Origin of the sequence: Hydrogenophaga sp. (assembly GCF_026125785.1) — a bacterium.
Classification (GTDB): Bacteria; Pseudomonadota; Gammaproteobacteria; order Burkholderiales; family Burkholderiaceae_C; genus Hydrogenophaga.
The window spans coordinates 314,431-336,361 of the sequence record NZ_JAHCKL010000001.1; the positions used below are offsets into that span (position 1 = coordinate 314,431).

The 21,931-nt window shown below is 67.3% G+C and carries 18 protein-coding genes; 14 read left to right on the forward strand and 4 right to left on the reverse strand.

All coding sequences use genetic code 11. The features are described 5' to 3' along the window. Window positions 1–82: 82 nt before the first annotated feature. Window positions 83–1,039: a DUF533 domain-containing protein gene (locus tag KIT53_RS01445; RefSeq protein ID WP_297746449.1), complete on the forward strand. Its 957-nt coding sequence runs from the start codon at window positions 83–85 to the stop codon at window positions 1,037–1,039. A 3-nt stretch (window positions 1,040–1,042) separates the two neighbouring features. Here the strand turns inward: KIT53_RS01445 and KIT53_RS01450 are convergent, their stop codons facing one another. The 4 genes from KIT53_RS01450 to KIT53_RS01465 are packed head-to-tail and all read right to left on the reverse strand — an operon-like array spanning window position 1,043 to window position 4,964. Beyond that, entirely contained in the window at window positions 1,043–2,074 is a 1,032-nt protein-coding gene (locus KIT53_RS01450; protein WP_297746452.1) for an LLM class flavin-dependent oxidoreductase, read from the reverse strand. A 4-nt stretch (window positions 2,075–2,078) separates the two neighbouring features. After that, window positions 2,079–2,999: a cysteine synthase A gene (gene cysK, locus KIT53_RS01455; protein WP_297746455.1), complete on the reverse strand. Its 921-nt coding sequence runs from the start codon at window positions 2,997–2,999 to the stop codon at window positions 2,079–2,081. Beyond that, the gene (gene msrB / locus KIT53_RS01460) at window positions 2,996–3,418 is read right to left on the reverse strand and encodes a peptide-methionine (R)-S-oxide reductase MsrB (protein WP_297746458.1); all 423 of its coding nucleotides are present in this window, start codon (window positions 3,416–3,418) and stop codon (window positions 2,996–2,998) included. The genes cysK and msrB overlap by 4 nt, the downstream gene beginning before the upstream one ends. A gap of 22 nt (window positions 3,419–3,440) precedes the next feature. After that, window positions 3,441–4,964: a protein adenylyltransferase SelO gene (locus tag KIT53_RS01465; RefSeq protein ID WP_297746461.1), complete on the reverse strand. Its 1,524-nt coding sequence runs from the start codon at window positions 4,962–4,964 to the stop codon at window positions 3,441–3,443. A 144-nt stretch (window positions 4,965–5,108) separates the two neighbouring features. Here KIT53_RS01465 and KIT53_RS01470 point away from each other — a divergent pair, with 144 nt between their 5' ends. The 13 genes from KIT53_RS01470 to KIT53_RS01530 all read left to right on the forward strand — a co-directional run bounded on the left by KIT53_RS01470 (window position 5,109) and on the right by KIT53_RS01530 (window position 21,856). Next, window positions 5,109–6,752: a 3-(methylthio)propionyl-CoA ligase gene (locus tag KIT53_RS01470; RefSeq protein ID WP_297746464.1), complete on the forward strand. Its 1,644-nt coding sequence runs from the start codon at window positions 5,109–5,111 to the stop codon at window positions 6,750–6,752. Window positions 6,753–6,874: 122 nt separating this feature from the next. Then, window positions 6,875–8,110: a branched-chain amino acid ABC transporter substrate-binding protein gene (locus KIT53_RS01475; RefSeq protein WP_297746467.1), complete on the forward strand. Its 1,236-nt coding sequence runs from the start codon at window positions 6,875–6,877 to the stop codon at window positions 8,108–8,110. Window positions 8,111–8,521: 411 nt separating this feature from the next. Next, window positions 8,522–9,469 (forward strand): branched-chain amino acid ABC transporter permease, encoded by a 948-nt coding sequence (locus KIT53_RS01480; protein ID WP_297746470.1) that lies wholly within the window; start codon window positions 8,522–8,524, stop codon window positions 9,467–9,469. A gap of 2 nt (window positions 9,470–9,471) precedes the next feature. Then, window positions 9,472–10,767: a branched-chain amino acid ABC transporter permease gene (locus KIT53_RS01485; RefSeq protein ID WP_297746473.1), complete on the forward strand. Its 1,296-nt coding sequence runs from the start codon at window positions 9,472–9,474 to the stop codon at window positions 10,765–10,767. Beyond that, on the forward strand, window positions 10,764–11,543 hold the full coding sequence (locus KIT53_RS01490; protein WP_297746476.1) for an ABC transporter ATP-binding protein: 780 nt from the start codon (window positions 10,764–10,766) through the stop codon (window positions 11,541–11,543). The genes KIT53_RS01485 and KIT53_RS01490 overlap by 4 nt, the downstream gene beginning before the upstream one ends. Before the next feature lie 5 nt (window positions 11,544–11,548). Next, complete coding sequence (locus KIT53_RS01495) at window positions 11,549–12,244, forward strand: ABC transporter ATP-binding protein (protein ID WP_297746479.1); 696 nt, start codon at window positions 11,549–11,551, stop codon at window positions 12,242–12,244. 135 nt (window positions 12,245–12,379) lie between these two features. After that, complete coding sequence (locus tag KIT53_RS01500) at window positions 12,380–14,494, forward strand: 3-hydroxyacyl-CoA dehydrogenase NAD-binding domain-containing protein (protein ID WP_297746482.1); 2,115 nt, start codon at window positions 12,380–12,382, stop codon at window positions 14,492–14,494. Window positions 14,495–14,522: 28 nt separating this feature from the next. Next, the gene (locus tag KIT53_RS01505) at window positions 14,523–15,698 is read left to right on the forward strand and encodes an acetyl-CoA C-acyltransferase (RefSeq protein WP_297746485.1); all 1,176 of its coding nucleotides are present in this window, start codon (window positions 14,523–14,525) and stop codon (window positions 15,696–15,698) included. 138 nt (window positions 15,699–15,836) lie between these two features. Next, window positions 15,837–17,660, forward strand: a complete 1,824-nt coding sequence (locus tag KIT53_RS01510) for an acyl-CoA dehydrogenase (RefSeq protein WP_297746487.1) — start codon at window positions 15,837–15,839, stop codon at window positions 17,658–17,660. Window positions 17,661–17,693: 33 nt separating this feature from the next. Continuing rightward, window positions 17,694–18,488, forward strand: a complete 795-nt coding sequence (locus tag KIT53_RS01515) for an SDR family oxidoreductase (RefSeq protein ID WP_297746490.1) — start codon at window positions 17,694–17,696, stop codon at window positions 18,486–18,488. Between the two features lie 197 nt (window positions 18,489–18,685). Continuing rightward, window positions 18,686–19,114, forward strand: coding sequence for a PaaI family thioesterase (locus KIT53_RS01520; RefSeq protein ID WP_297746495.1), 429 nt, complete (start codon window positions 18,686–18,688; stop codon window positions 19,112–19,114). A gap of 9 nt (window positions 19,115–19,123) precedes the next feature. Then, on the forward strand, window positions 19,124–20,140 hold the full coding sequence (locus tag KIT53_RS01525) for an NADP-dependent oxidoreductase (RefSeq protein WP_297746499.1): 1,017 nt from the start codon (window positions 19,124–19,126) through the stop codon (window positions 20,138–20,140). A 15-nt stretch (window positions 20,141–20,155) separates the two neighbouring features. Continuing rightward, window positions 20,156–21,856, forward strand: coding sequence for an isovaleryl-CoA dehydrogenase (locus KIT53_RS01530; protein WP_297746502.1), 1,701 nt, complete (start codon window positions 20,156–20,158; stop codon window positions 21,854–21,856). Window positions 21,857–21,931 lie beyond the last annotated feature (75 nt).

Here is a 21,931-nt window from a genome sequence, read left to right on the forward strand (position 1 = left end):
GCCGCGCGGAACTCGGACGCGGCCCGGCCACTCTGCAATGGGCGTCTTGTCTTTCACCCGTCTACCCAAGGACCACCCGCCGATGAATGCCCAGGAACACCAGTCCATTATCACCATCGCCCTGCTGGCGGCCTTTGCCGATGGCCACAAGGCCGACGCCGAGCGCGAATCGATCCGGCGCATCGCCGAATCGCTGGGGCAGGAGAGCGGTGGCGCCGGACTGGCCCGCCTGTACCAGGATGTGCTGCTCAAGCGCGTTTCCCTGGCGGACGCGGCGGCCGGGCTCGCCGATGCCGGGCAGCGCCAACTGGCCTACGAGATGGCGGTCTGCGTCTGCGACGCCGATGGCGCCCAGACGCCCGCCGAGACGGCTTTTCTCGCCGACCTCAAGGCCCGTCTGCAACTGGGCGCTGCCGAGACGGCGTCTTTCGAGCGCGAGGCCGAGGCCGTGGTGCAGGCCGCGCAGGCGCCCCTGTCCACGAACGTGCCCGCCACGGCGGCGGCCTCGCCCTCCGCCGTGCGCGATGCCGAACTGGACCGATCCATCCTCAACCACGCGCTGCTCAACGGCGCGCTGGAGCTGTTGCCGCAGTCCTGGGCTTCCATGGCCATCATTCCGCTGCAGATCAAGATGGTCTATGCCATCGGCAAGGCCCATGGCGTGGAGCTGGACCAGGGCCATATCCGCGAGTTCATCGCCGCGGCCGGTGTGGGCCTGACCTCGCAGTACCTGGAGCAGTTCGGCCGCAAGCTGCTGGGTGGCCTGCTGGGCAAAGCCGCCGGGCGCACGGTGGGGCGCCTGGGCGGTGCCGCCACGGGCATGGCGTTCTCCTTCGCCACCACCTACGCCCTGGGGCAGGTGGCCAAGCGCTACTACGCTGGAGGGCGCGTGATGAGCACCGAACTGCTGCGCCAGACTTTCCAGGACCTGCTGGGGCCGGCCAGACAGATGCAGGCTCAGTACCTGCCGCAGATCCAGCAGAAAGCGGCCACGCTGGATGCAGGAGAGGTGATGCGGCTGGTGCGCGGCGGAGCCTGAACCTCAGGTCGTGGCCAGCACCGCCGGCGCCGGCCGTGGGGCCATGGCCTCGGCGGTGATGCTCATGGAGCGCAGGCGCAGCGCAGGATCGAACACGTCGCTCACGATGATGAATTCGTCGGCCTCGGTGGCCTGCGCTATTTCCCCCAGGCCCTCGCGCACGGTCTGCGGCCCGCCGATCACCGCGGCGGCCAGGAAGTCGGCGATGCCGGCGCGCTCCTGCGGGTGCAGGCCCCGCATGAAGCCTTCCACAGGCGGTGGCAGCAGGCCCCGGCGGCCGGTGAGGATGCCCAGTACGCGCTGGTAGGTGCTGCTGGCCAGGAATTCGGCCTCTTCGTCGGTCGGCGCGGCCACCAGCGGCACGCCCACGATGGCATAAGGCTTGTCCAGCGTCGCCGAGGGCCGGAAGCGGTTGCGGTAGATCTCCAGTGCCGGCAGCAGCAGGCGCGGCGCGAAATGCGAGGCGAAGGCGTAGGGCAGGCCCATTTCGCCGGCCAGTTGCGCGGAAAACAGGCTGGAGCCCAGCAGCCAGATCGGCACCTGGGTGCCTGCGCCTGGGTTGGCCACCAGACGCTGGCCGGGCTGGGCGGGGCCCAGCAGTTGCTGCAGCTCGGCCACGTCGCGTGGAAAGTCGGCTTCGGTTTCCACGCGGTCGCGGCGCAGTGCCCGCATGGTCATGGGGTCGGTGCCGGGTGCGCGGCCCAGGCCCAGGTCGATGCGACCGGGGTAGAGCTCGGCCAGTGTGCCAAAGGCCTCCGCGACCACCAGCGGCGCATGGTTGGGCAGCATGATGCCGCCCGATCCCACGCGGATGCGACGGGTGCCGCCCGCTATGTGGCCGACCAGGACCGCAGTGGCCGAACTGGCGATGCCGCTCATGTTGTGGTGTTCGGCGAGCCAGTAGCGGGTGAAGCCCAGGGACTCGGCGTGCTGCGCGGTGCGCAGCGCGATGGCCAGCGCGTCGGCCACGGTGCCGCCTTCGCGCACGGCGACCAGGTCGAGCATGGACAGGCGGATGTCTTGCAGTTTCTTCATGGCGTCAGGTGGGAAGGAAGCCGTCCACGGACAGGTAGCGCTCGCCGGTGTCGTAGTTGAAGCCCAGCACCACGGCGCCGGCCGGCAGTTCGGGCAGTTTCTGGGCGATGGCGGCCAGGGTGGCGCCGGAGGAGATGCCCACCAGCAGGCCTTCCTCTCGGGCGCTGCGGCGCGCCATCTCGCGCGCTGGCTCGGCATCGACCTGGATCACGCCGTCCAGCACAGAGCGGTCCAGGTTGTCCGGGATGAACCCGGCGCCTATGCCCTGGATGGGGTGCGGCGAGGGGCTGCCGCCGGAGATCACCGCAGAGGCGGCCGGCTCGACGGCGAACACCTTCAGGCGTGGCCAGCGCGCCTTGAGCACGCGCGCACAGCCGGTGATGTGTCCGCCCGTGCCGACGCCGGTGATGAGCACATCGATGCCCTCCGGAAAGTCGGCGGCGATTTCCTCGGCGGTGGTCTGGACGTGCACAGCCACGTTGGCCGGGTTGTTGAACTGCTGCGGCATCCAGGCACCGGGCGTGCTGGCGACGATCTCTTCGGCGCGCGCGATGGCGCCCTTCATGCCCTTTTCACGCGGCGTGAGGTCGAAGCTGGCGCCGTAGGCCAGCATGAGGCGGCGGCGTTCGACCGACATGCTGTCGGGCATCACCAGGATGAGCTTGTAGCCCTTGACCGCGGCCACCATGGCCAGGCCGATGCCGGTGTTGCCCGAGGTCGGTTCGACGATGGTCCCGCCGGGCTTGAGCGCACCGCTGCGTTCGGCCGTTTCCACCATGGCCAGGGCGATGCGGTCCTTGATCGAGCCGCCGGGGTTGCTGCGCTCGGATTTGATCCACACCTGCTGCGTGGCGCCGGCGAACAGGCGCTGAAGCCGGATGTGGGGCGTGCGGCCGATGGTCTCGAGAACGTTCTGGGCTTTCATGGCGTGTTGTCCTTGCTGGGCTGGAGTTCGAGGGCGGCGGAGTTCATGCAGTAGCGCAGACCGGTGGGCTCGGGGCCGTCCTCGAACACATGGCCCAGGTGCGCGCCGCACTGGCTGCAGACGGTTTCCACGCGCACCATGCCGTGGCTGCGGTCCACCAGTTCGGTGATGGCACCGGGCACCGCCTGCGAGAAGCTGGGCCAGCCGCAGCCGGCATCGAACTTGGTCTGGGCGTCGAACAGCAGGTTGCCGCAGCAGATGCAGTGGTAGCTGCCATCGGCCCAGACCTGTTCGAACTTGCCGCTGAACGGGCGCTCGGTGAAGGCCTGGCGCGTCACCTCGAAGGCGCGCGGTTCGGCCCCTTTGGCGGCGAGCACCTCGCGCCATTCGGCATCGGTCTTCTGGATGGGGAAGGTCATGGAATCTCCTTTCTGCGGTCCGTCAGGACGAACAGCTGATCTCGATCTGCCGTGCCCAGTCCGGCGGGAAATCGGCCAGGTCCTCGTGGCCGGGCAGTGCTTCAAATGGTTGCTCCAGCACATTCTGCAAGCGGGCGAGCGGCGCGAAGTCACCCTCCCGGGCGGCGCGGATGGCGAGCTCGCCCAGGTGGTTGCGCAGCACCACCTGGGGGTTGGTGCGCAGCATGCGCGCGCCGGTGGCGGCGGCGTCGAAGCCGGGCTGAGCGAGCAGGCGCTGGCGCCAGCGCACCGCCCAGGCATCGAAGGCTTCGCGCTGCAGGAAGAGGTCGCGCACCGCGTGCAGAGGGGCTTCGACAGGCTCAGCCCGAACGGCGGGAGCAGAGGCGGCGGCTGGTGAGACGGACACATCCGCCACTGCATGGCTCAGGCGGCGCCAGAAGATGGTGAAGTCCACCGCGTCGCGCGCCATGAGTTTCATGAGGTCTTCGGTCAGCACGGCATCGCCGTCCTGCACGTCGGACAGGCCGAGCTTGGCGCCCATGCGGCGTTGCAGCGCCGCCGGCATCAGGGTCTTGTACGGCTCCAGCGCTTCCAGCGCCTGCTGCGGGTCGTCCATCAGGGGCAGCAGGGCCTGGCCCAGGGCGAACAGGTTCCAGTAGGCGATGTTGGGCTGGCGGTTGTAGGCGTAGCGCCCGCCGGTGTCGGAGTGGTTGCAGATGTGGCCGGGGTCGAAGGCGTCCAGGAACTGGAACGGGCCGTAGTCGATGGTCAGGCCCAGGATGCTCATGTTGTCTGTGTTCATCACACCGTGGCAGAAGCCCACGGCCTGCCATTGCGCCAGGGTTTCGGCGGTGCGCGCGCTCACGGCCTCCAGCAGCGCCGCGTAGGGGTTACCGTCCATGTCGCGGCACACCGGGTAGAAGTTGTCGATGACGAAGTCCGCCAGGGCGCGCAACTGCGCATGCTGGTCGCTGTGGGCGAAGTGCTCGAAGTGGCCGAAGCGGATGAAGCTGGGCGCCACGCGCGTGACCACGGCGGCGGTTTCGACCTGTTCGCGGTAGACCGGCGCGGGCGAGCCGGTGACGCACAGCGCGCGGCTGCTGGGAATACCCAGCGCGTGCATGGCCTCGCTGCAGAGGAACTCGCGGATGGAACTGCGCAGAACGGCGCGGCCGTCGCCCATGCGCGAGTAGGGTGTGAGGCCAGCGCCCTTGAGCTGGATCTCCAGCGGCCCGTGCGGGCCGGGCAGCTCACCCAGCAAAATGGCCCGGCCATCACCGAGCTGGCCGGCCCAGTGGCCGAACTGGTGTCCGCTGTAGACGCTGGCCAATGGCCGCATGCCGGGCAGCACGCGGTTGCCACTGAAAGCCTGCAAGGCTTCGTCGCTGTCCATGAAGCCGTCTTCGTGCAGGCCCAGTTCACGCGCCATGGCGCGGCTGCGCCCGACCCAGTGGGGCGAGGGCAGGGGGGTGGGCTGGAGTTCGGTGAAGAAGGCCGGGCCGAGTCCGGCGAACCGGTGGGTCCAGGTGAGGGTGGACAGGCTCATGGGGTCATTGTCACCGAGACGACTTGTACCCACTGGCCGACGGGCTATCCGGGTCCGCGCGGCTGGATCGGGCCCTGGGACTGGGGCATGATGACCGGGTGGGCGCAAAGCCCGCTTCAAGTCAGAAACACAAGGAGATTTCCCATGCTGGGCCAGATGCAGAGCCAACCCCTCCTGATTTCCTCGCTGATCGTGCACGCCGAGCGGCACCACGGCGCCGGGGAGATCGTGTCCCGCCGCGTCGAAGGCGACATCCACCGCAGCACCTGGAAAGAGGTGGCTCGCCGCTCCCGCCAGGTGGCCAACGCGCTGGACAGCCTGGACATCCCCATGGGTGGCCGCGTGGCCACGCTGGCGTGGAACGGCTACCGCCACCTGGAGCTGTACTTCGGCGTGAGCGGCACCGGCCGCGTGCTGCACACGCTCAATCCACGCCTGCACCCGGACCAACTGGTCTGGATCGTCAACCACGCCGAGGACCAGGCGCTCTGCTTCGACATGAGCTTCCTGCCGCTGGTCAAGGCCGTGGCCGCGCGCTGCCCCACGGTCAAGCACTGGATCGCCCTGTGCGATGCCGCCGCGCTGCCCGCCGACAGCGGCATACCCGGCCTGCACAGCTACGAGGGCTGGATCGGCGAGCGCGCCGACACCTACCACTGGCCCGAATTCGACGAGAACAGCGCTTCCAGCATGTGCTACACCAGCGGCACCACCGGCAACCCCAAGGCCGCGCTGTATTCGCACCGCTCCACGCTGCTGCACGCTTTTGGGGCCGCGCTGCCCGACGCCATGGGCCTGTCCGCGCGCGACAGCGTGCTGCCGGTGGTGCCCATGTTCCACGTCAATGCCTGGGGCCTGCCGTATTCGGCGGCGGCGGTGGGTTGCAAGCTGGTGTTCCCGGGGCCGGCGTTGGACGGCAAGTCGGTCTATGAACTGATCGAGTCGGAGAAGGTCACCATGGCCGCTGGCGTGCCCACGGTCTGGCAGATGCTGCTCGGCCACCTGCAGGCCGGCGGCCTGAAGTTCAGCACGCTCAACCGCACCGTCATCGGCGGCTCGGCCTGCCCGCCGGCCATGATCAACGCCTTCAACGACCAGTACGGCGTGGAGGTGCTGCACGCATGGGGCATGACCGAGATGTCCCCGCTGGGCACGGTGTGCACGCTCAAGAACGCGCAGCTCGCGCTGCCGGCGGCCGAACAGCTCAAGGTGCGTCTCAAGCAGGGGCGCGCCATTTTTGGCGTGGACATGAAGATCGTCAACGACGCCGGGGAGGAACTGCCCTGGGACGGCAAGGCCTACGGCGACCTGCTGGTGCGTGGGCCATGGATCGTGGCCAGTTACTTCAAGGGCGAAGGCGGCGACCCGCTGCGCCGCGACGCCGCCGGGCATGGCTGGTTCCCCACCGGCGATGTGGCCACCATCGATGCCGACGGCTTCATGCAGATCACCGACCGCAGCAAGGACGTGATCAAGTCCGGTGGCGAGTGGATCAGCTCCATCGATGTCGAGAACATCGCCATGGCCCACCCGGGGGTGGCGATGGCGGCCTGCATCGGCATGAAACACCCCAAATGGGACGAGCGCCCCATCGTGGTGGTGGTGAAGAAGCCCGGCGCGGACCTCACGCGCGAGCAACTCCTGGCCTTCTACGAAGGCAAGATCGCCAAATGGCAGGTGCCCGACGACGTGGTGTTCGTCGACGCCATTCCGCTGGGCGCCACCGGCAAGATGCAGAAGATGGTGCTGCGCGAGCAGCTCAAGGACTACGTGTTGCCCGGTATTTGAGGCCTCAATAGTCTGAGAGCAGTCTCCCAGGCGATAGCCCGTAGGGGCTATCCCTGAGTGTGGTGCCGGGGGGGACTTGTAAGCTGTCCGTCGCTTCCCCCAACCACACCTTGGAGACAGACATGCACTTCGCCGTCAAGAGCCTTACCGTTGCCTCGCTGCTGGCTTGCGCAGTGGCGGCTCACGCCCAGAAGGGCGAAACCGTCAAGATCGCGTTCATGGATCCCCTCTCGGGTCCGTTCGCCAACGTGGGGCAGAACCAGCTCAAGAGCTGGCAGTTTGCCGCCGAGCAGCTCTCCGGAGCCAAGAACCCAGCCGGCGTGACCTTTCAGGTGGTTGGCTTCGACAACAAGGGCTCGCCACAGGAAAGCCTGAACACGCTCAAAGCCGCCATCGACCAGGGTTTTCGCTACGTGACGCAGGGCAACGGCTCTGGCGCCGGGCTGGCCATCCTGGATGCCGTGGCCAAGCACAACGAACGCAACCCGGGCAAGGAAGTCATCTACCTGAACTACGCGGCCGTGGACCCGGCCATGACCAACGAGAAATGCGACTACTGGCATTTCCGCCTGGATGCCGACACCACCATGAAGATGGAGGCGCTGACCACCTTCATGAAGGACCAGCCCAAGGTCAAGAACATCTACCTGCTCAACCAGAACTACTCGCACGGCCAGCAGGTGGCCAAGTACTTCAAGGAAGGCATCGCGCGCAAGCGGCCTGACGTGAAGATCGTCGGCGAAGACCTGCACCCGATCGGGCAGGTCAAGGACTTCGCGCCTTATGTCGCCAAGATCAAGCAGTCCGGCGCCGACACCATCGTCACCGGCAACTGGGGCGCCGACCTCACGCTGTTCGTCAAGGCCTTGAACGACGCCGGCCTCAAGCTGCCCATGTACACCTACTACTCCCAGGTCACCGGCACGCCCACCGCGCTGGCGGCCGGCGGCGAAGGCGAGGTCTACGTGATCGCCTACGGCCACGCCAACCACACCGGCGAGATCGGCCAGATGGCCGCGGCCTTCAAGAAAAAGTTCAACGACGACTACTACACCTTCGCCACCTACAACGGCATCAACCTGCTCGGCGCGGCCATGGCCAAGGCCAAGAGCACCAACCCGGTGCAGGTGGCCAAGGCACTGGAAGGCCTCTCGGTGAAAAGCTTCGCGGGCGAGGTGACCATGCGCAAGACCGACCACCAACTCCAGCAGTCCATGTTCGTCACCAAGTGGCAGAAGGTGGACGCCAAGAACCGCTACAGCGTGGAGAACACGGGCTACACCTTCGTGCCCATCAAGCAGATGGACCCCTATGTGGCCAGCACGCCCACGAGCTGCCAGATGAAGCGGCCGTCTTGAAAGGGACTCCCCCCTGCGCCGCTGCGCGGCTTCCCCCCTCTCTGACGCGCCTGCGGCGCTGGGAGGGGGGACGGCGACTCGGGCCGGCGAAGCCGGACCCTTGCCGCCCCTGGGGGCGCGTCGCTGCGCTCGCTGGGTGGCTTGGGGTGGTGGAGTCTGATCCTTGCCGTCCTCGGGGGCGCGTCGCTGCGCTCGCTGGGTGGTTTGGGGTGGTGGGGTCTGATCCTTGCCGTCCTTGGGGGCGCGTCGCTGCGCTCGCTGGGTGGCTTGGGGTGGTGGGGTCTGATTCATGCGGCCCCTGTCGCAAGGGTGTCGCCACTCCACCGTTCGGGCTGAGCCTGTCGAAGCCCCTGGAACCCTCGATACGATCCGGGTGAACGCGTTTTTCTGTTTCCACTGGCTGCGCACCTCATGGAATTCTTCACCATCTTCCTGCTCAACGGGCTGAGCTACGGGCTGCTGCTGTTCATGCTGAGTTCGGGCCTGACCCTGATCTTCAGCATGATGGGCGTGCTCAACTTCGCGCACGCCAGCTTCTACATGCTGGGTGCCTATTTCGCCTACAGCACGACGAGCTTCGTCGGTTTCTGGCCGGCGCTGGTGGTGGCTCCGTTGCTGGTGGGCGTGCTGGGGGCACTGTTCGAGAAGTACTGCCTGCGCCGCGTGCACAAGTTCGGCCACGTGCCCGAGCTGCTGATCACCTTTGGCCTGAGCTTCATCATCCTGGAGATGGTGCAACTCGTCTGGGGCACGAGTTCGGTGGATTACCGGGTGCCGGCCGAGCTTTCGGGCCCGCTGTTCACGGTGTTCGACACCCAGTTCCCGACGTACCGGGCCTTCATGATGCTGGTCGCGGTGCTCATGCTCATCGCCATCTGGCTGCTGCTCACGCGCACGCGCATCGGGCTGGTGATCCAGGCCGCGCTGACCCACCCGGAGACCGTGGAGACGCTGGGGCACAACGTGCCGCGCGTGTTCATGCTGGTCTTTGGCGGCGGAGCGGCGCTGGCGGGCCTGGCTGGGGTGATCGGCGGCAACGCCTTCGTGACCGAACCGGGTATGGCGGCGACCGTGGGCTCGGTGATCTTCGTGGTGGTCGTGGTCGGCGGCATGGGCTCGCTCTCGGGCGCTTTCGTGGCTTCACTGCTGATCGGCATCATCCAGACCTTCGCCGTCGGCATCGACAAGGCGCTGGTCGATCTGGCCCGGGTGATCGGCCTCACGCTCACGCCTGAGACCTTCGGCTGGGCACTGTGGAAGCTCAAGATCAGCCAGATCGCCCCCATCCTGCCCTACGTGTTGCTGGTGCTGATTCTCATCTTCCGGCCTCGCGGCCTCCTCGGTACGCGGGAGGGTTGAACATGGCCGCGCAACAGTTCTACCAGTTCAAGCCCTTCAACGTGGGCCGCTGGATCGTCTGGGGCCTGTTCGCCCTGCTCCTCGCGGTCGCGCCGCTGGTGTTCACCAGCAGCCTGAGCCAGACCATGCTCAGCCAGATGGGCATCGCCATCATCGTCTGCCTGTCCTACAACATGCTGCTGGGGCAGGGCGGCATGCTCAGCTTCGGCCATGCGGTGTACTCCGGCCTGGGTGCCTTCCTGGCCATCCACACGCTCAACATCGTGAGCGCCGGCCAGTGGCCGGTCCCGGTCAGCCTCATTCCCATCGTGGGTGGCTTCGCGGGCATGGCGTTCGCGCTCGTGTTCGGCTGGGTGACCACCAAGAAGGCGGCCACGCCCTTTGCCATGATCACGCTGGGGATCGGCGAGCTGGTGTACGCCATGTCGCTGATGTTCCCCGAGTTCTTCGGTGGCGAGGGCGGCATCGCCGGCAACCGCGTCACTGGCGCGCGGCCGCTGGGCATCAGCTTCGGTCCGCAGATCCAGCTCTATTACCTGATCGCCCTCTACACCTTCGTCTGCACGGCGCTCATGTTCGCCTTCACCCGCACGCCGCTGGGCCGCATGCTCAACGCGGTGCGGGACAACCCCGAACGCGTCGAGTTCGTGGGCTACAACACCCAGGTGGTGCGCTACATCGCGTTCGTGATCGCGGCCTTCTTCGCCGGCATCTCCGGCGGCCTGGCGGCGCTGAACTTCGAGATCGTCACCGCCGAGGTGGTGGGCGGCGCCCGCTCGGGCGCGTACCTGTTGTTCACCTTCCTGGGCGGCGCGACCTTCTTTTTCGGCCCCATCATCGGCGGCATTCTCATGGTGCTGGCCTTCGTGCTGCTGTCGGAGTTCACCAAGGCCTGGCTGCTCTACCTGGGCCTGATCTTCCTCTTCATGGTGATGTACGCACCCGGCGGCGTGGCCAGCCTGGTGATGATGAACGTGCGTGTGGCCGCCTTCGGCATGCTGCGCCGCATCTGGACCAGCTACCTCGCGCTGGGCCTGCTGGCGCTGGTGGTGCTGGTGGGGGCGGGCGCGATGATCGAAATGGTCTACCACCTGCAGCTCAACGCGGCGCTGGGCGACGAGTTGAGCTTCCTCGGCGCCACGCTGAATGCGCGCAGCCCGCAGAGCTGGTTTGGCGCCGTGTTCGTGATGCTCACCGGCCTGGGCCTGTTCGAACTTGCGCGGCGCCAGTTCCTGCGCGAATGGCACGACATCCAGGTGGAGATCGAACAGGAAATCAAGCGGCGGGAGACGCTATGACCCAGCAACAGACACCGGCGCTGGAGCTGCGCGACCTGCGCAAGAGCTTTGGCAAGACCGAGATCATCCGGGGCGCCAACATGGTGGTGCGGCCTGGCGAGCGCGTGGCCATCATCGGACCCAACGGGGCGGGCAAGTCCACGCTGTTCAACCTGATCTCCGGCCGCTTCGAACCCACCAGTGGCGACGTGCTGCTCGACGGCCGGCGCATTAACGGCAAGAAGCCCTATGAGATCAACCGCATGGGCCTCTCGCGCAGCTTCCAGATCACCAACATCTTTCCCAAGCTCAGCGTGTTCGAGAACCTGCGCTGCGGCGTGCTCTGGAGCCTGGGCTACAAGTACACGCTGTTCCGCTTCCTGGCCGACCTCGACGACGCCAACGACCGCGCCGAAGAGCTCATGCGCATGATCCACCTGGACCGCAAGCGCGACGTGCTGGCCATGAACCTCACCTATGCGGAGCAGCGCGCGCTGGAGATCGGCATCACCATCGCCGGCGGCGCCCACGTGGTGCTGCTGGACGAACCCACGGCCGGCATGAGCAAGAGCGAGACCAGCCGCTTCATCGACCTGATCCGGGAAGTGACGGTGGGCAAGACGCTGCTGACGGTGGAGCACGACATGGGCGTGGTCTTCGGCCTGGCGGACCGGATCGCCGTCGTGGTGTATGGCGAGGTCATTGCCTTCGACACGCCGGACGCGGTGCGCGCCAACGCCCGCGTGCAGGAAGCCTACCTGGGCTCCCTGGAGGCACAGCAGACCGCGGAGCACTGACCACCATGCTGGACATCGAAAACCTGCACGCCTACTACGGCAAGAGCCACGTCCTGCACGGCGTGAGCTTCCAGGTGCAACCCGGCGAGATCGTGGCCCTGCTCGGGCGCAACGGCTCGGGCCGCTCCACCACGGCCAAGGCGATCATGGGCCTGGTCGAAGGCAGCGGCCGCGTGGACTGGAAGGGCCGCAACATCCTCGGCCTCAAGCCTTTCGAGATCGCGCACCTGGGCATAGGCCACGTGCCCGAGAACCGTGACATCTTTCCCCGCCTCACGGTGCACCAGAACCTCATGCTGGGCCAGAAAGGCAAGGGCAAGGGCTCGCGCTGGTCCTTCGACGACATGTACGCCATGTTTCCCCGGCTCCAGGAGCGCCAGCACACCGAAGCGGGCGTGCTCTCCGGCGGCGAGCAGCAGATGCTGACGTTGTGCCGCACCCTGATGGGCGACCCCGACCTGATCATCATCGACGAGCCCACCGAGGGCCTGGCGCCCAAGATCGTGGAACTGGTGGGGCAGTACCTGCAGAAGCTCAAGTCGCGCGGCGTGGCCGTGCTGCTGATCGAGCAGAAGCTGACCATCGCCATGAGCATCTCCGACCGCGCGCTGGTCATGGGACATGGCAGCATCGTGTTCCAGGGCACGCCCGACAGCCTGCGCGCCGATCCCTACACTCGCAAGGAGTGGCTGGAGGTCTGAGCCCCTGGCGATGCCTGTGGGCTGGCAAGCCTCCTTGACTCCGCCGCGACAGGAGGCCCTTGTGGCACCGCAGCAAGTCCTTAAAATCGAACGCTCGTTCTTTTTCAGAACGTCCGACACAACGAAGGAGATTCCATGACCGCTGAGTACCAGGTCCACGGCGATGTGGCCGTCATCACCATGAACAACCCGCCGGTCAATGGCCTGGGCCTGGCGACGCGCCAGGGCATCACGGCCGGCCTGGAGAAGGCGCAGGCGGACCCGGCGGTCAAGGCCGTCGTGCTCACCGGCGGCGGCAAGGCCTTTTCCGGTGGCGCCGACATCCGGGAATTCGGCACGCCCAAGGCCCTGGCGGAGCCCAATCTGCTGAGCGTGATCCTGGCGGTGGAGAACTGCAGCAAGCCGGTGGTGGCTGCCCTGCACAGCGTGGCCATGGGCGGCGGGCTGGAACTGGCGCTGGGCTGCCACTACCGCATCGCCGCGCCCGGCTGCAACGTGGCGCTGCCCGAGGTCAAGCTGGGCCTGATCCCCGGTGCCGGCGGGACGCAGCGCCTGCCGCGCGTGCTGGGTGTGGAGGCCGCCCTCAACATGATCGTGAGCGGCGAACCGGTCAAGAGCGAGATGCTGGCCATGCTGCCGGGCCAGAAGCTGTTCGACAAGCTCGCCAGCAGCCCGGAGAAACTGGCCGAGGAGGCCCTTGCGCTGGCGAAGGAAGTGGCGGCGAAACACGCCGACGGCAGCGCATTGCCGCTGGTGCGCAACCTGCCTTGCAAGCACAAGGACGGCGATGCCTACTTCCAGTTCGCGCGCAACATGGTCAGGGGCATGGCCAAGAACTTCCCCGCGCCGGCCAAGTGCGTGGACGCGGTGGAGGCGGCCACGCAGAAGAAATTCAACGACGGCATGCTGTTCGAGCGCGAGATCTTCATCAACCTGATGTGGACGCCGGAGTGCCGCGCCTTGCGCCACCTGTTCACCGCCGAGCGCGCAGCGAGCAAGATCCCGGACGTTCCGGAGGACACGCCCCGGCGCGAGATCGCCAGCGTGGCGGTCATCGGCGCCGGCACCATGGGCGGCGGCATTGCCATGAACTTCCTCAATGCCGGCATTCCGGTGGTCATGCTTGAAATGAAGCAGGAGGCACTGGACCGCGGCGTGGGCGTGATGCGGGGCAACTACGAGGCCCAGGTCAAGAAAGGCAAGCTCAAGCAGGACAAGCTGGACCAGCGCATGGGCCTGCTCAAGACCACGCTGAGCTACGACGACATCCGCAACGCCGACCTCGTGATCGAGGCGGTGTTCGAGGACCTGGGTGTGAAGGAGGCGGTGTTCAGGAAGCTCGACGAGGTGATGAAGCCCGGCGCGATCCTGGCGTCCAACACCTCCACGCTGGACTTGAACAAGATCGCCGCCTTCACGCAGCGTCCACAGGACGTGGTCGGCCTGCATTTCTTCAGCCCGGCCAACGTGATGAAGCTGCTGGAGGTGGTGCGTGGCGAGAAGACCGCCAAGGACGTGATGGCCACCGTGATGGCCGTGGCCAAGAAGATCAAGAAAACCGCGGTGGTCTCCGGCGTGTGCGATGGCTTCATCGGCAACCGCATGGTCGAGCAGTACGGCCGCCAGGGTGGCTTCCTGCTGGACGAAGGCTGCACGCCCGCGCAGGTGGACCGTGCGATCGAGAAGTTCGGCTTCGCCATGGGACCGTTCCGCATGGGCGACCTGGCCGGCAACGACATCGGCTGGGCAATCCGCAAGCGCCGCGCCGTGGAGCACCCGGACATGAAGTACAGCAAGACCGCCGATCTGCTGTGCGAGAAGGGCCGTTTTGGCCAGAAGGTCGGCAAGGGCTGGTACGACTACGTGCCCGGCAAGCGCGACGCCATCCCGAATGCCGAGGTGGAGCAGATGATCGCCGACCACCGCAAGAGCCTGGGCATCACGCCGCGCAAGATATCCGACGAGGAAATCGTGCAGCGCCTGGTGTTCTCGCTGGTGAACGAGGCCGCCCACATCCTGGAAGAGGGCATTGCCAACAAGGCCAGCGACATCGACGTGGTCTACATCTTCGGCTACGGCTTCCCGGTGCACCGCGGAGGCCCGCTGAAGTACGCCGACGAGGTCGGCCTGTTCAACGTGGCCCAGGCCATGAAGCGCTTCCAGCGCAACCCGCTCGACGACGCGAAGTTCTGGGAACCCGCGCCGCTGATCCAGCGGCTCGTGGCCGAGGGCAAGAACTTCAACGGCTGATGCAGCGCACCGAACCAGGAGAAATCACATGAGCAACGCCGTTATCGTTTCCACCGCCCGCACGCCCCTGGCCAAGAGCTGGAAGGGCGCCTTCAACATGACCCATGGCGCCACGCTCGGCGGCCACGCCGTGCGCGCCGCGCTGGGGCGCGCCGGTGTCGAGGCCGCCGCCGTCGAGGACGTGATCATGGGCTGCGCCAACCCTGAGGGTGCCACCGGCGCCAACATCGCGCGCCAGATCGCCCTCATGGCCGACTGTCCCGTCAGCGTCTCCGGCATGACCGTCAACCGCTTCTGCTCCTCCGGGCTGCAGACCATTGCGCTGGCCGCGCAACGCGTGATCGCTGGCGAGGGCGATGTGTACGTGGCCGGCGGCGTGGAGAGCATTTCCTGCGTGCAGCAGGAGATGAACCTGCACATGCTGCGCGACCTGGACCTCGACAAGAAGAAGCCCGAGATCTACTGGAGCATGCTGCAGACCGCCGAACAGGTGGCCAAGCGCTACGGCATCGGGCGGGACGCCATGGACGAATACGGCGCCGCCAGCCAGCAGAAGGCCTGCGCGGCGCAGGCGGCGGGCAAGTTCAACGACGAGATCGCGCCCATCACCGTGACGGCCGGCGTAGCCGACAAGACCCTGGGCCTGATCACCAGGAAAGTGACCGTCAGCGCCGACGAAGGCCTGCGCGAGGGCACCACCAAGGAGGGCATCAGCGGCATCAAGCCCGCGCTGCCCGGTGGCGTGATTTCCGCCGGCAACGCCAGCCAGTTCAGCGATGGTGCGGGCGCCTGCGTGGTCGTGAGCGAGCAGTACGCGGCGTCCCACAACCTCAAGCCCATGGGCCGCTTCCTCGGTTTTGCCGTCGCTGGCTGCGAGCCCGACGAAATGGGCATCGGCCCGGTCTACGCCGTGCCCAAGGTGCTCAAGAAGCTCGGCCTGAAAGTCTCGGACATCGACCTCTGGGAACTCAACGAGGCCTTCGCCGTGCAGGTGATCTACTGCCGCGACAAGCTGGGCATCCCGGCCGATCGGCTCAATGTCAACGGCGGTGCCATCGCCGTCGGCCACCCTTACGGTGTCTCGGGCCAGCGCCTTACCGGGCACGCACTCATCGAGGGCAAGCGCCGGGGCGCCAAGCGCGTGTGCGTGACCATGTGCATTGGCGGCGGCATGGGCGCGGCCGGGGTGTTTGAAGTGTTGTGATGCCGCGCGTCGCGCGGTCGCACAACAAACTCCCGGAGGGGCCATGCCTGTGCCCCGGCAGAGCCGGATCCATGGCTTCCTGGGCTCGGACCGCACACCGGGTGCCGCCTTGCTGTCTGTCTGCGTGATGGAGAATCCATGAGCCTGCGCCCCACCGTCGACTTCCTGCTGTACGACTGGCTTGGTGTCCAGTCGCTGCAGCAGCGCGAGCGCTTCGCCGACCACAGCCGCGAGACCTTCGATGCCGTGCTCGACACCTGCGAGCGCATCGCGCGCGAAAAGTACGCGCCCTTCAACCGCCTCGTGGACACGCAGGAGCCGCACTTCGACGGTGAGCGCGTGACCCTGCCGCAGGCCACGCACGATGCATGGGCCGCCTACGCCGAGAGCGGCATGCTCAGCGCTGCGCAGAACCACGACATTGGCGGCATGCAACTGCCGTACACGGTGGAGGCGGCGGCCAATGCCTTCTTTGCCATGGCCTCCGTCAGCATCGGGGCGGGCATGCTCACCGTGGGCAACGCCAACCTGCTGATGGCGCACGGCACCGAGACGCAAAGGCGCGTGTTCGCGCTCAACGAGTTCGCGGGACGCTGGTCGGGCACCATGTGCCTGTCCGAACCCCAGGCGGGGTCGAGCCTGAGCGATGTGGCCACGCGCGCCGTGCCCGATGGCGGTGACTTCATGGACGACCCGCTGGGTCCGCGCTTTCGCCTCAAGGGGAACAAGATGTGGATCTCGGCCGGCGAGCACGAGATCACCGAGAACATCGTCCACCTGGTGCTGGCCAAGATTCCCGGCCCCGACGGCAAGCTGCCGGCGGGTGTGAAGGGCATCTCGCTGTTCGTGGTGCCCAAGAAGCTGGTGGATGCCGACGCAAGGCTCACCGGCGAACGCAACGACGTGGCGCTGGCCGGCTTGAACCACAAATGCGGCTGGCGCGGCACCACCAACACGCTGCTCAACTTCGGCGAGGGCAAGTTCCCCGTGCGCGGCAGCGCGGGCGCCATCGGCTACCTCGTCGGCCAGCCCGGCGAGGGCCTGCGCTGCATGTTCCACATGATGAACGAGGCCCGCATCGGCGTGGGCATGGCCGCCACCATGCTGGGCATGGCGGGCTACCACGCCAGCCTCGACTATGCAAAGAACCGGCCGCAGGGCCGTCCGGTGGGCCCCGGCGGCAAGGACCCGGGCCAGCCACAGAGCCACATCATCGAACACGCCGACGTCAAGCGCATGCTGCTGGCCCAGAAAAGCTATTGCGAGGGCGCGCTGGCGCTGGAGCTGTACTGCGCGCGCCTGGTCGATGAGCAGCACACCGGCAACGAAGCGGCCGCCGACGAAGCGCGCCTGCTGCTGGAGGTGCTCACGCCCATCGCCAAGAGCTGGCCCAGCGAATGGTGCCTGGAGGCCAACAGCCTGGCCATCCAGGTGCACGGCGGCTACGGCTACACGCGCGACTTCCCGGTGGAACAGTACTGGCGCGACAACCGCCTGAACATGATCCACGAGGGCACACACGGCATCCAGGCCATAGACCTGCTGGGGCGCAAGGTGCTGATGGAGAACGGGCGCGGCCTGCAGTTGCTCGCCCAGCGCATCAACGGCACCATCGAGCGCGCCATCCACCAGCCCGATCTGGCGCCGCACGCCAACGCGCTGGGTCAGGCTCTGGCCCAGATAGGCGCTGCGACCAAGGCGGCCTGGGCCACGGCGGAGCCTGGCGAGGCGCTGGCCAATGCCGTGCCCTACCTGCAGGCCTTTGGCCACACGGTGCTGGCCTGGACATGGCTGGACGTGGCGCTCGCCGCGCTGGCCCTCCCCGAGAGCGCCGCGCGCACCGGTCGCCTGGCCGCCATGCGCTTCTTCTTCCACTACGAGTTGCCCAGGACCGGCGCCTGGCTGCAGGTGGTGAGCCGGCGCGACATGACTTGCGCATCCCTGCCCGAAGAGGCATTCTGAATCCCCATAGATCGACCACCAGGAGACACGTGCATGAGCACCCGTACCGTCCAGCAACTTTTCGACCTCAAGGGCCGCACGGCCCTTGTCACCGGCGGCTCGCGCGGCCTGGGCCTGCAGATGGCGCACGCCCTCGGCGAGGCGGGAGCGCGGGTGATGATCAGCTCGCGCAAAGCGGCCGATCTGGAGCAGGCGACGGCCGAGCTGCAGGCCGCTGGCATCGACGCGCGCTGGGTCGCGGCCGACGGCCAGGACGAACAGGATTGCCGCCGGCTGGTGGACGAGACCCTGCAGCGCATGGGCGACATCGACATCCTGGTCAACAACGCGGGGGCAGCCTGGGGCGCGCCGGCGGAGGAACATCCCCTGGACGCCTGGGACAAGGTGATGAACCTCAACGTGCGCAGCTATTTCATCCTCAGCCAGGAAGTGGCGCGCCGCAGCATGATCGCCCGCAAGCGCGGGCGCATCCTCAACACGGCGTCCATCGCCGGCCTGGGCGGCAACCCGCCAGGCATGAACACCATCGCGTACAACACCTCCAAGGGGGCGGTGATCAATTTCACCCGCGCGCTGGCCGCCGAGTGGGGCAAGTACGGCATCACGGTCAACGCCATCTGCCCTGGCTTCTTCCCCAGCAAGATGACCGTGGGCACGCTCAAGGCCATGGGCGAGGAGAAACTGGCCGCGCACGCGCCGCTGCGGCGGCTGGGCGATGAAGAGGACCTCAAGGGCATCACGCTGCTGTATGCCTCGGACGCCGGCAAGCACATCACCGGCCAGTGGCTGGCGGTGGACGGCGGCGTCTCCATCGTCACCGGCGGCTGAACCCACACCGTTCGGACTGAGCAAACACCGTTCGGACGGAACCGACCACTGTTCGAGGCGAATCAACACTGTTCGAGCCGAATCAACACCGTTCGGACTGAACCAACACCGTTCGGGCTGAGCCTGTCGAAGCCCCTGCCCACCCTTCACAAAAGTCCTTCGACAGGCTCAGGACGAACGGAACTCTTGTCAGACCCATGGAATTTTCCGTACGCATCCCTTTCGTCGAGCACCTCGGCTTCAAGCTCCACAAGTTCGAAGGCGGTGAAGCCGAGCTCAGCTTCGACCCCGGCCCCGACCACCTGAACTCTTTCGACGTGGTGCACGGCGGCGCCAGCATGACCCTGCTGGACGTGGTCATGGCCCACGCCGCGCGCTCGGCCCAGCCCGAGCTGGGCGCCGTCACCATCGAGATGAAGACCAGCTTCATGCGCGCGGCCAAGGGGCCGCTGCGTGCGCATGGCCGCACGCTGCACCGCACCGCCACCCTGGTGTTCACGGAAGGCACCATCCACGACGCCCAGGGCCGCCTGTGCGCCCAGGCCACCGGCACCTTCAAGCTCATGCCACGCCTGGCGACCAGCCCCGGCAGCGCCCAGCCGCTCAACCGCATTTCCACCGACTAGGAGACGAACATGCCCACCAACCGACAGATCCTGCTCGACAACCGCCCCCAGGGCGAGGCCACCGTGGCCAACTTCAAGCTGGTCAGCACCGAGACGCCGCCGTTGGCGGATGGCCAGGTGCTGGTGCGGCACCACTACCTCAGCCTGGATCCGTACATGCGGGGCCGCATGAACGACAGCAAGAGCTACGCCGCCTCCCAGGCCCTGGGCGAGGTCATGATCGGGGGCACCGTGGGCGAAGTGGTGGAGTCCCGCAGCGCCAAATTCCAGCCGGGCGACCAGGTGGTGGGCATGGGAGGCTGGCAGGAATACGCCGTGGTCGATGCCGCCCAGCCAGGCGCGCTGCGCAAAGTGGACACCACCCACATCCCGCTGTCGTACTACCTGGGGGCCGTCGGCATGCCCGGGGTCACGGCCTGGTACGGCCTGGTGAAGATCATCGATCCCAAGCCGGGCGAGACCGTGGTGGTGAGTGCCGCCACCGGTGCCGTGGGCAGTGCCCTGGGCGCCCTGGCCAAGGCGCGCGGCTGCCGCGCGGTCGGCATCGCCGGTGGGGCGGAGAAATGCAAGTACGCGGTGGAGGAACTGGGTTTCGACGCCTGCATCGACTACCGGCAGCACAAGGACATGTACTCGCTGGCGAAGGCGCTCAAGGACGTCTGTCCCAAGGGCATCGACGGCTACTTCGAGAACGTCGGCGGCATGGTGCTGGACGCGGTGCTGCTGCGCATGAACGCCTTTGGCCGCATTGCCCTGTGCGGCATGATCGCCGGCTACGATGGCCAGCCTCTGCCCATGAGCAATCCCGCGCTGCTGCTGATCAACCGCATCCGGCTGGAGGGCTTCATCGTCAGCGAACACATGGAGGTCTGGCCCGACGCGCTCAAGGAACTGGGCACGCTGGTGGCCCAGGGCAAGCTGCGCCCGCGCGAGACCGTCGCCCAGGGCATCGCTTCCGCGCCCGAGGCCTTCATGGGCCTGCTCAAGGGCAGGAACTTCGGCAAGCAACTGGTGAAACTGATCTGACCGAAGGAGGTGGCCATGGCCCCGACGCACGAGGTCTTCAACCAGCCTGAGCCGCTGGTGGACATCAACCTGTTCGAGGGCAACCAGGCGATGCGCGCCGCGCTGGCGTTCAATGCGCCTTCGCTGGACACAGCGCCCTTGCACGCCCTGGGCGCCACCGTGGGCAGTGCCGAAATGCAGACGCACGCGCGGCTGGCCAATGTGCATACGCCACAGTTGCGCACGCACAGCCGCTTCGGCCACCGCACCGACCAGGTCGAGTTCCACCCCAGCTACCACGCCCTCATGGGAGCGGCCGTCGGCGCCGGGCTGCACGGCACCGCGTTCTCGCCCGAGCAACAGGCCACGGGCCACGCGCACCTGCTGCGCGCGGCCGGGTTCATGCTGTTCACCGAGCTGGAGCCCTCTGTCCTGTGCCCGATCTCCATGACCTACGCGGTGACGCCGGCGCTCAAGGACAACCCCGCCATCTACCGGGACTGGGGACCGGGGCTGTCCAGCCGCGCTTACGACCCCGCGCTCAGGCTCTGGCGCGACAAGCCGGGCCTGACCATGGGCATGGGCATGACGGAAAAGCAGGGCGGCTCCGACGTACGGGCCAACACCACGCGGGCCGAAGCCGTGGGTAGCGACGCCTGGGGACAGCGGTTCAGCGTCACCGGCCACAAGTGGTTCTTCTCGGCGCCGATGTGCGATGCCTTCCTGATCCTGGCGCAGACGCCCAGCGGCCTGTCCTGCCTGTTCCTGCCGCGGGTACTGCCGGATGGCAGCGTCAACGCCATCCAGATCCAGCGGCTCAAGGACAAGCTGGGCAACAAGGCCAACGCCAGCTCCGAGGTGGAGTTCTCCGACGCCACGGCCTGGCTGGTGGGCGAAGAAGGGCGGGGCGTGCCGCAGATTCTCGCCATGGGCACGATGACCCGGCTGGACTGCGCGTTGGGCACCAGCGGGCTGATGCGCCAGGCGTTGTCGATCGCGCTCAACCACACCGTGCAGCGCAAGGCCTTTGGCAAACGCCTCATCGACCAGCCGCTGATGAAGAACGTGCTGGCCGACCTGGCGCTCGAATCCGAGGCCGCCACCGCGCTGGCGCTGCGACTGGCGCGCAGCTTCGACCACCCGTCAGACCCCCACGAGCAGGCGATGGGCCGGCTGCTCACGCCGGTGGCCAAGTTCTGGATCTGCAAACGCGGCAGCCATTTCGCCCAGGAAGCCATGGAGTGCCTGGGCGGCAACGGCTATGTGGAAGAAGGCGGCGAGGGCGTCATGGCGCGCATCTACCGGGAGATGCCGCTCAACTCCATCTGGGAAGGCGCGGGCAACATCATGGCGCTGGATCTGTTGCGCGCCCTGCGGGGCGGCCCGGCGATGAAACAGGCCGACGCTGCTCAGGCGCTGGCCGCAGAGCTCGCGCCCGCACGCGGCATGCACCGCGCGCTGGACCACCTGGCCGACCGCCTGCCGCTGCGCGTGGAGGAGATGGCCACCGAGATGGAAGCCCGCCGCCTCGCGCAGGACGTGGCCCTGGCCGTGCAGGCGTCCCTGCTGGCACAGTGCGCGCCACCCGAGGTGTTCGGCGCCTTCTGCGATTCGCGCCTGGACGGCCAGTGGGGCCACAGCTTCGGCTCTCTGGGAGCTGGCGTGGCCTTCGACACCCTCATCGCGCGGGCCATGCCGTGGGGTGTGGGGGGTTCTGCGTTGGGCGTTGGGCGTTGAGCGAGCAGAGAAGGTTTCCCGACGCCCGACGCCCAACGCCCAACGCCCAACGCCCAACGCCCAACGCCCAACGCC

Bases quoted from the DNA above. Each gene is read 5' to 3' on its own strand.
- KIT53_RS01475 (WP_297746467.1), top strand. From the start codon at position 6,875: ATGCACTTCGCCGTCAAGAGCCTTACCGTTGCCTCGCTGCTGGCTTGC.
- KIT53_RS01510 (WP_297746487.1), top strand. From the start codon at position 15,837: ATGAGCCTGCGCCCCACCGTCGACTTCCTGCTGTACGACTGGCTTGGT.
- KIT53_RS01450 (WP_297746452.1), bottom strand. From the start codon at position 2,074: ATGAAGAAACTGCAAGACATCCGCCTGTCCATGCTCGACCTGGTCGCC.
- KIT53_RS01530 (WP_297746502.1), top strand. From the start codon at position 20,156: ATGGCCCCGACGCACGAGGTCTTCAACCAGCCTGAGCCGCTGGTGGAC.
- cysK (WP_297746455.1), bottom strand. From the start codon at position 2,999: ATGAAAGCCCAGAACGTTCTCGAGACCATCGGCCGCACGCCCCACATC.
- KIT53_RS01505 (WP_297746485.1), top strand. From the start codon at position 14,523: ATGAGCAACGCCGTTATCGTTTCCACCGCCCGCACGCCCCTGGCCAAG.
- KIT53_RS01525 (WP_297746499.1), top strand. From the start codon at position 19,124: ATGCCCACCAACCGACAGATCCTGCTCGACAACCGCCCCCAGGGCGAG.
- KIT53_RS01515 (WP_297746490.1), top strand. From the start codon at position 17,694: ATGAGCACCCGTACCGTCCAGCAACTTTTCGACCTCAAGGGCCGCACG.
- KIT53_RS01480 (WP_297746470.1), top strand. From the start codon at position 8,522: ATGGAATTCTTCACCATCTTCCTGCTCAACGGGCTGAGCTACGGGCTG.
- KIT53_RS01445 (WP_297746449.1), top strand. From the start codon at position 83: ATGAATGCCCAGGAACACCAGTCCATTATCACCATCGCCCTGCTGGCG.
- KIT53_RS01470 (WP_297746464.1), top strand. From the start codon at position 5,109: ATGCTGGGCCAGATGCAGAGCCAACCCCTCCTGATTTCCTCGCTGATC.
- KIT53_RS01485 (WP_297746473.1), top strand. From the start codon at position 9,472: ATGGCCGCGCAACAGTTCTACCAGTTCAAGCCCTTCAACGTGGGCCGC.
- KIT53_RS01520 (WP_297746495.1), top strand. From the start codon at position 18,686: ATGGAATTTTCCGTACGCATCCCTTTCGTCGAGCACCTCGGCTTCAAG.
- KIT53_RS01465 (WP_297746461.1), bottom strand. From the start codon at position 4,964: ATGAGCCTGTCCACCCTCACCTGGACCCACCGGTTCGCCGGACTCGGC.
- KIT53_RS01500 (WP_297746482.1), top strand. From the start codon at position 12,380: ATGACCGCTGAGTACCAGGTCCACGGCGATGTGGCCGTCATCACCATG.
- msrB (WP_297746458.1), bottom strand. From the start codon at position 3,418: ATGACCTTCCCCATCCAGAAGACCGATGCCGAATGGCGCGAGGTGCTC.
- KIT53_RS01490 (WP_297746476.1), top strand. From the start codon at position 10,764: ATGACCCAGCAACAGACACCGGCGCTGGAGCTGCGCGACCTGCGCAAG.
- KIT53_RS01495 (WP_297746479.1), top strand. From the start codon at position 11,549: ATGCTGGACATCGAAAACCTGCACGCCTACTACGGCAAGAGCCACGTC.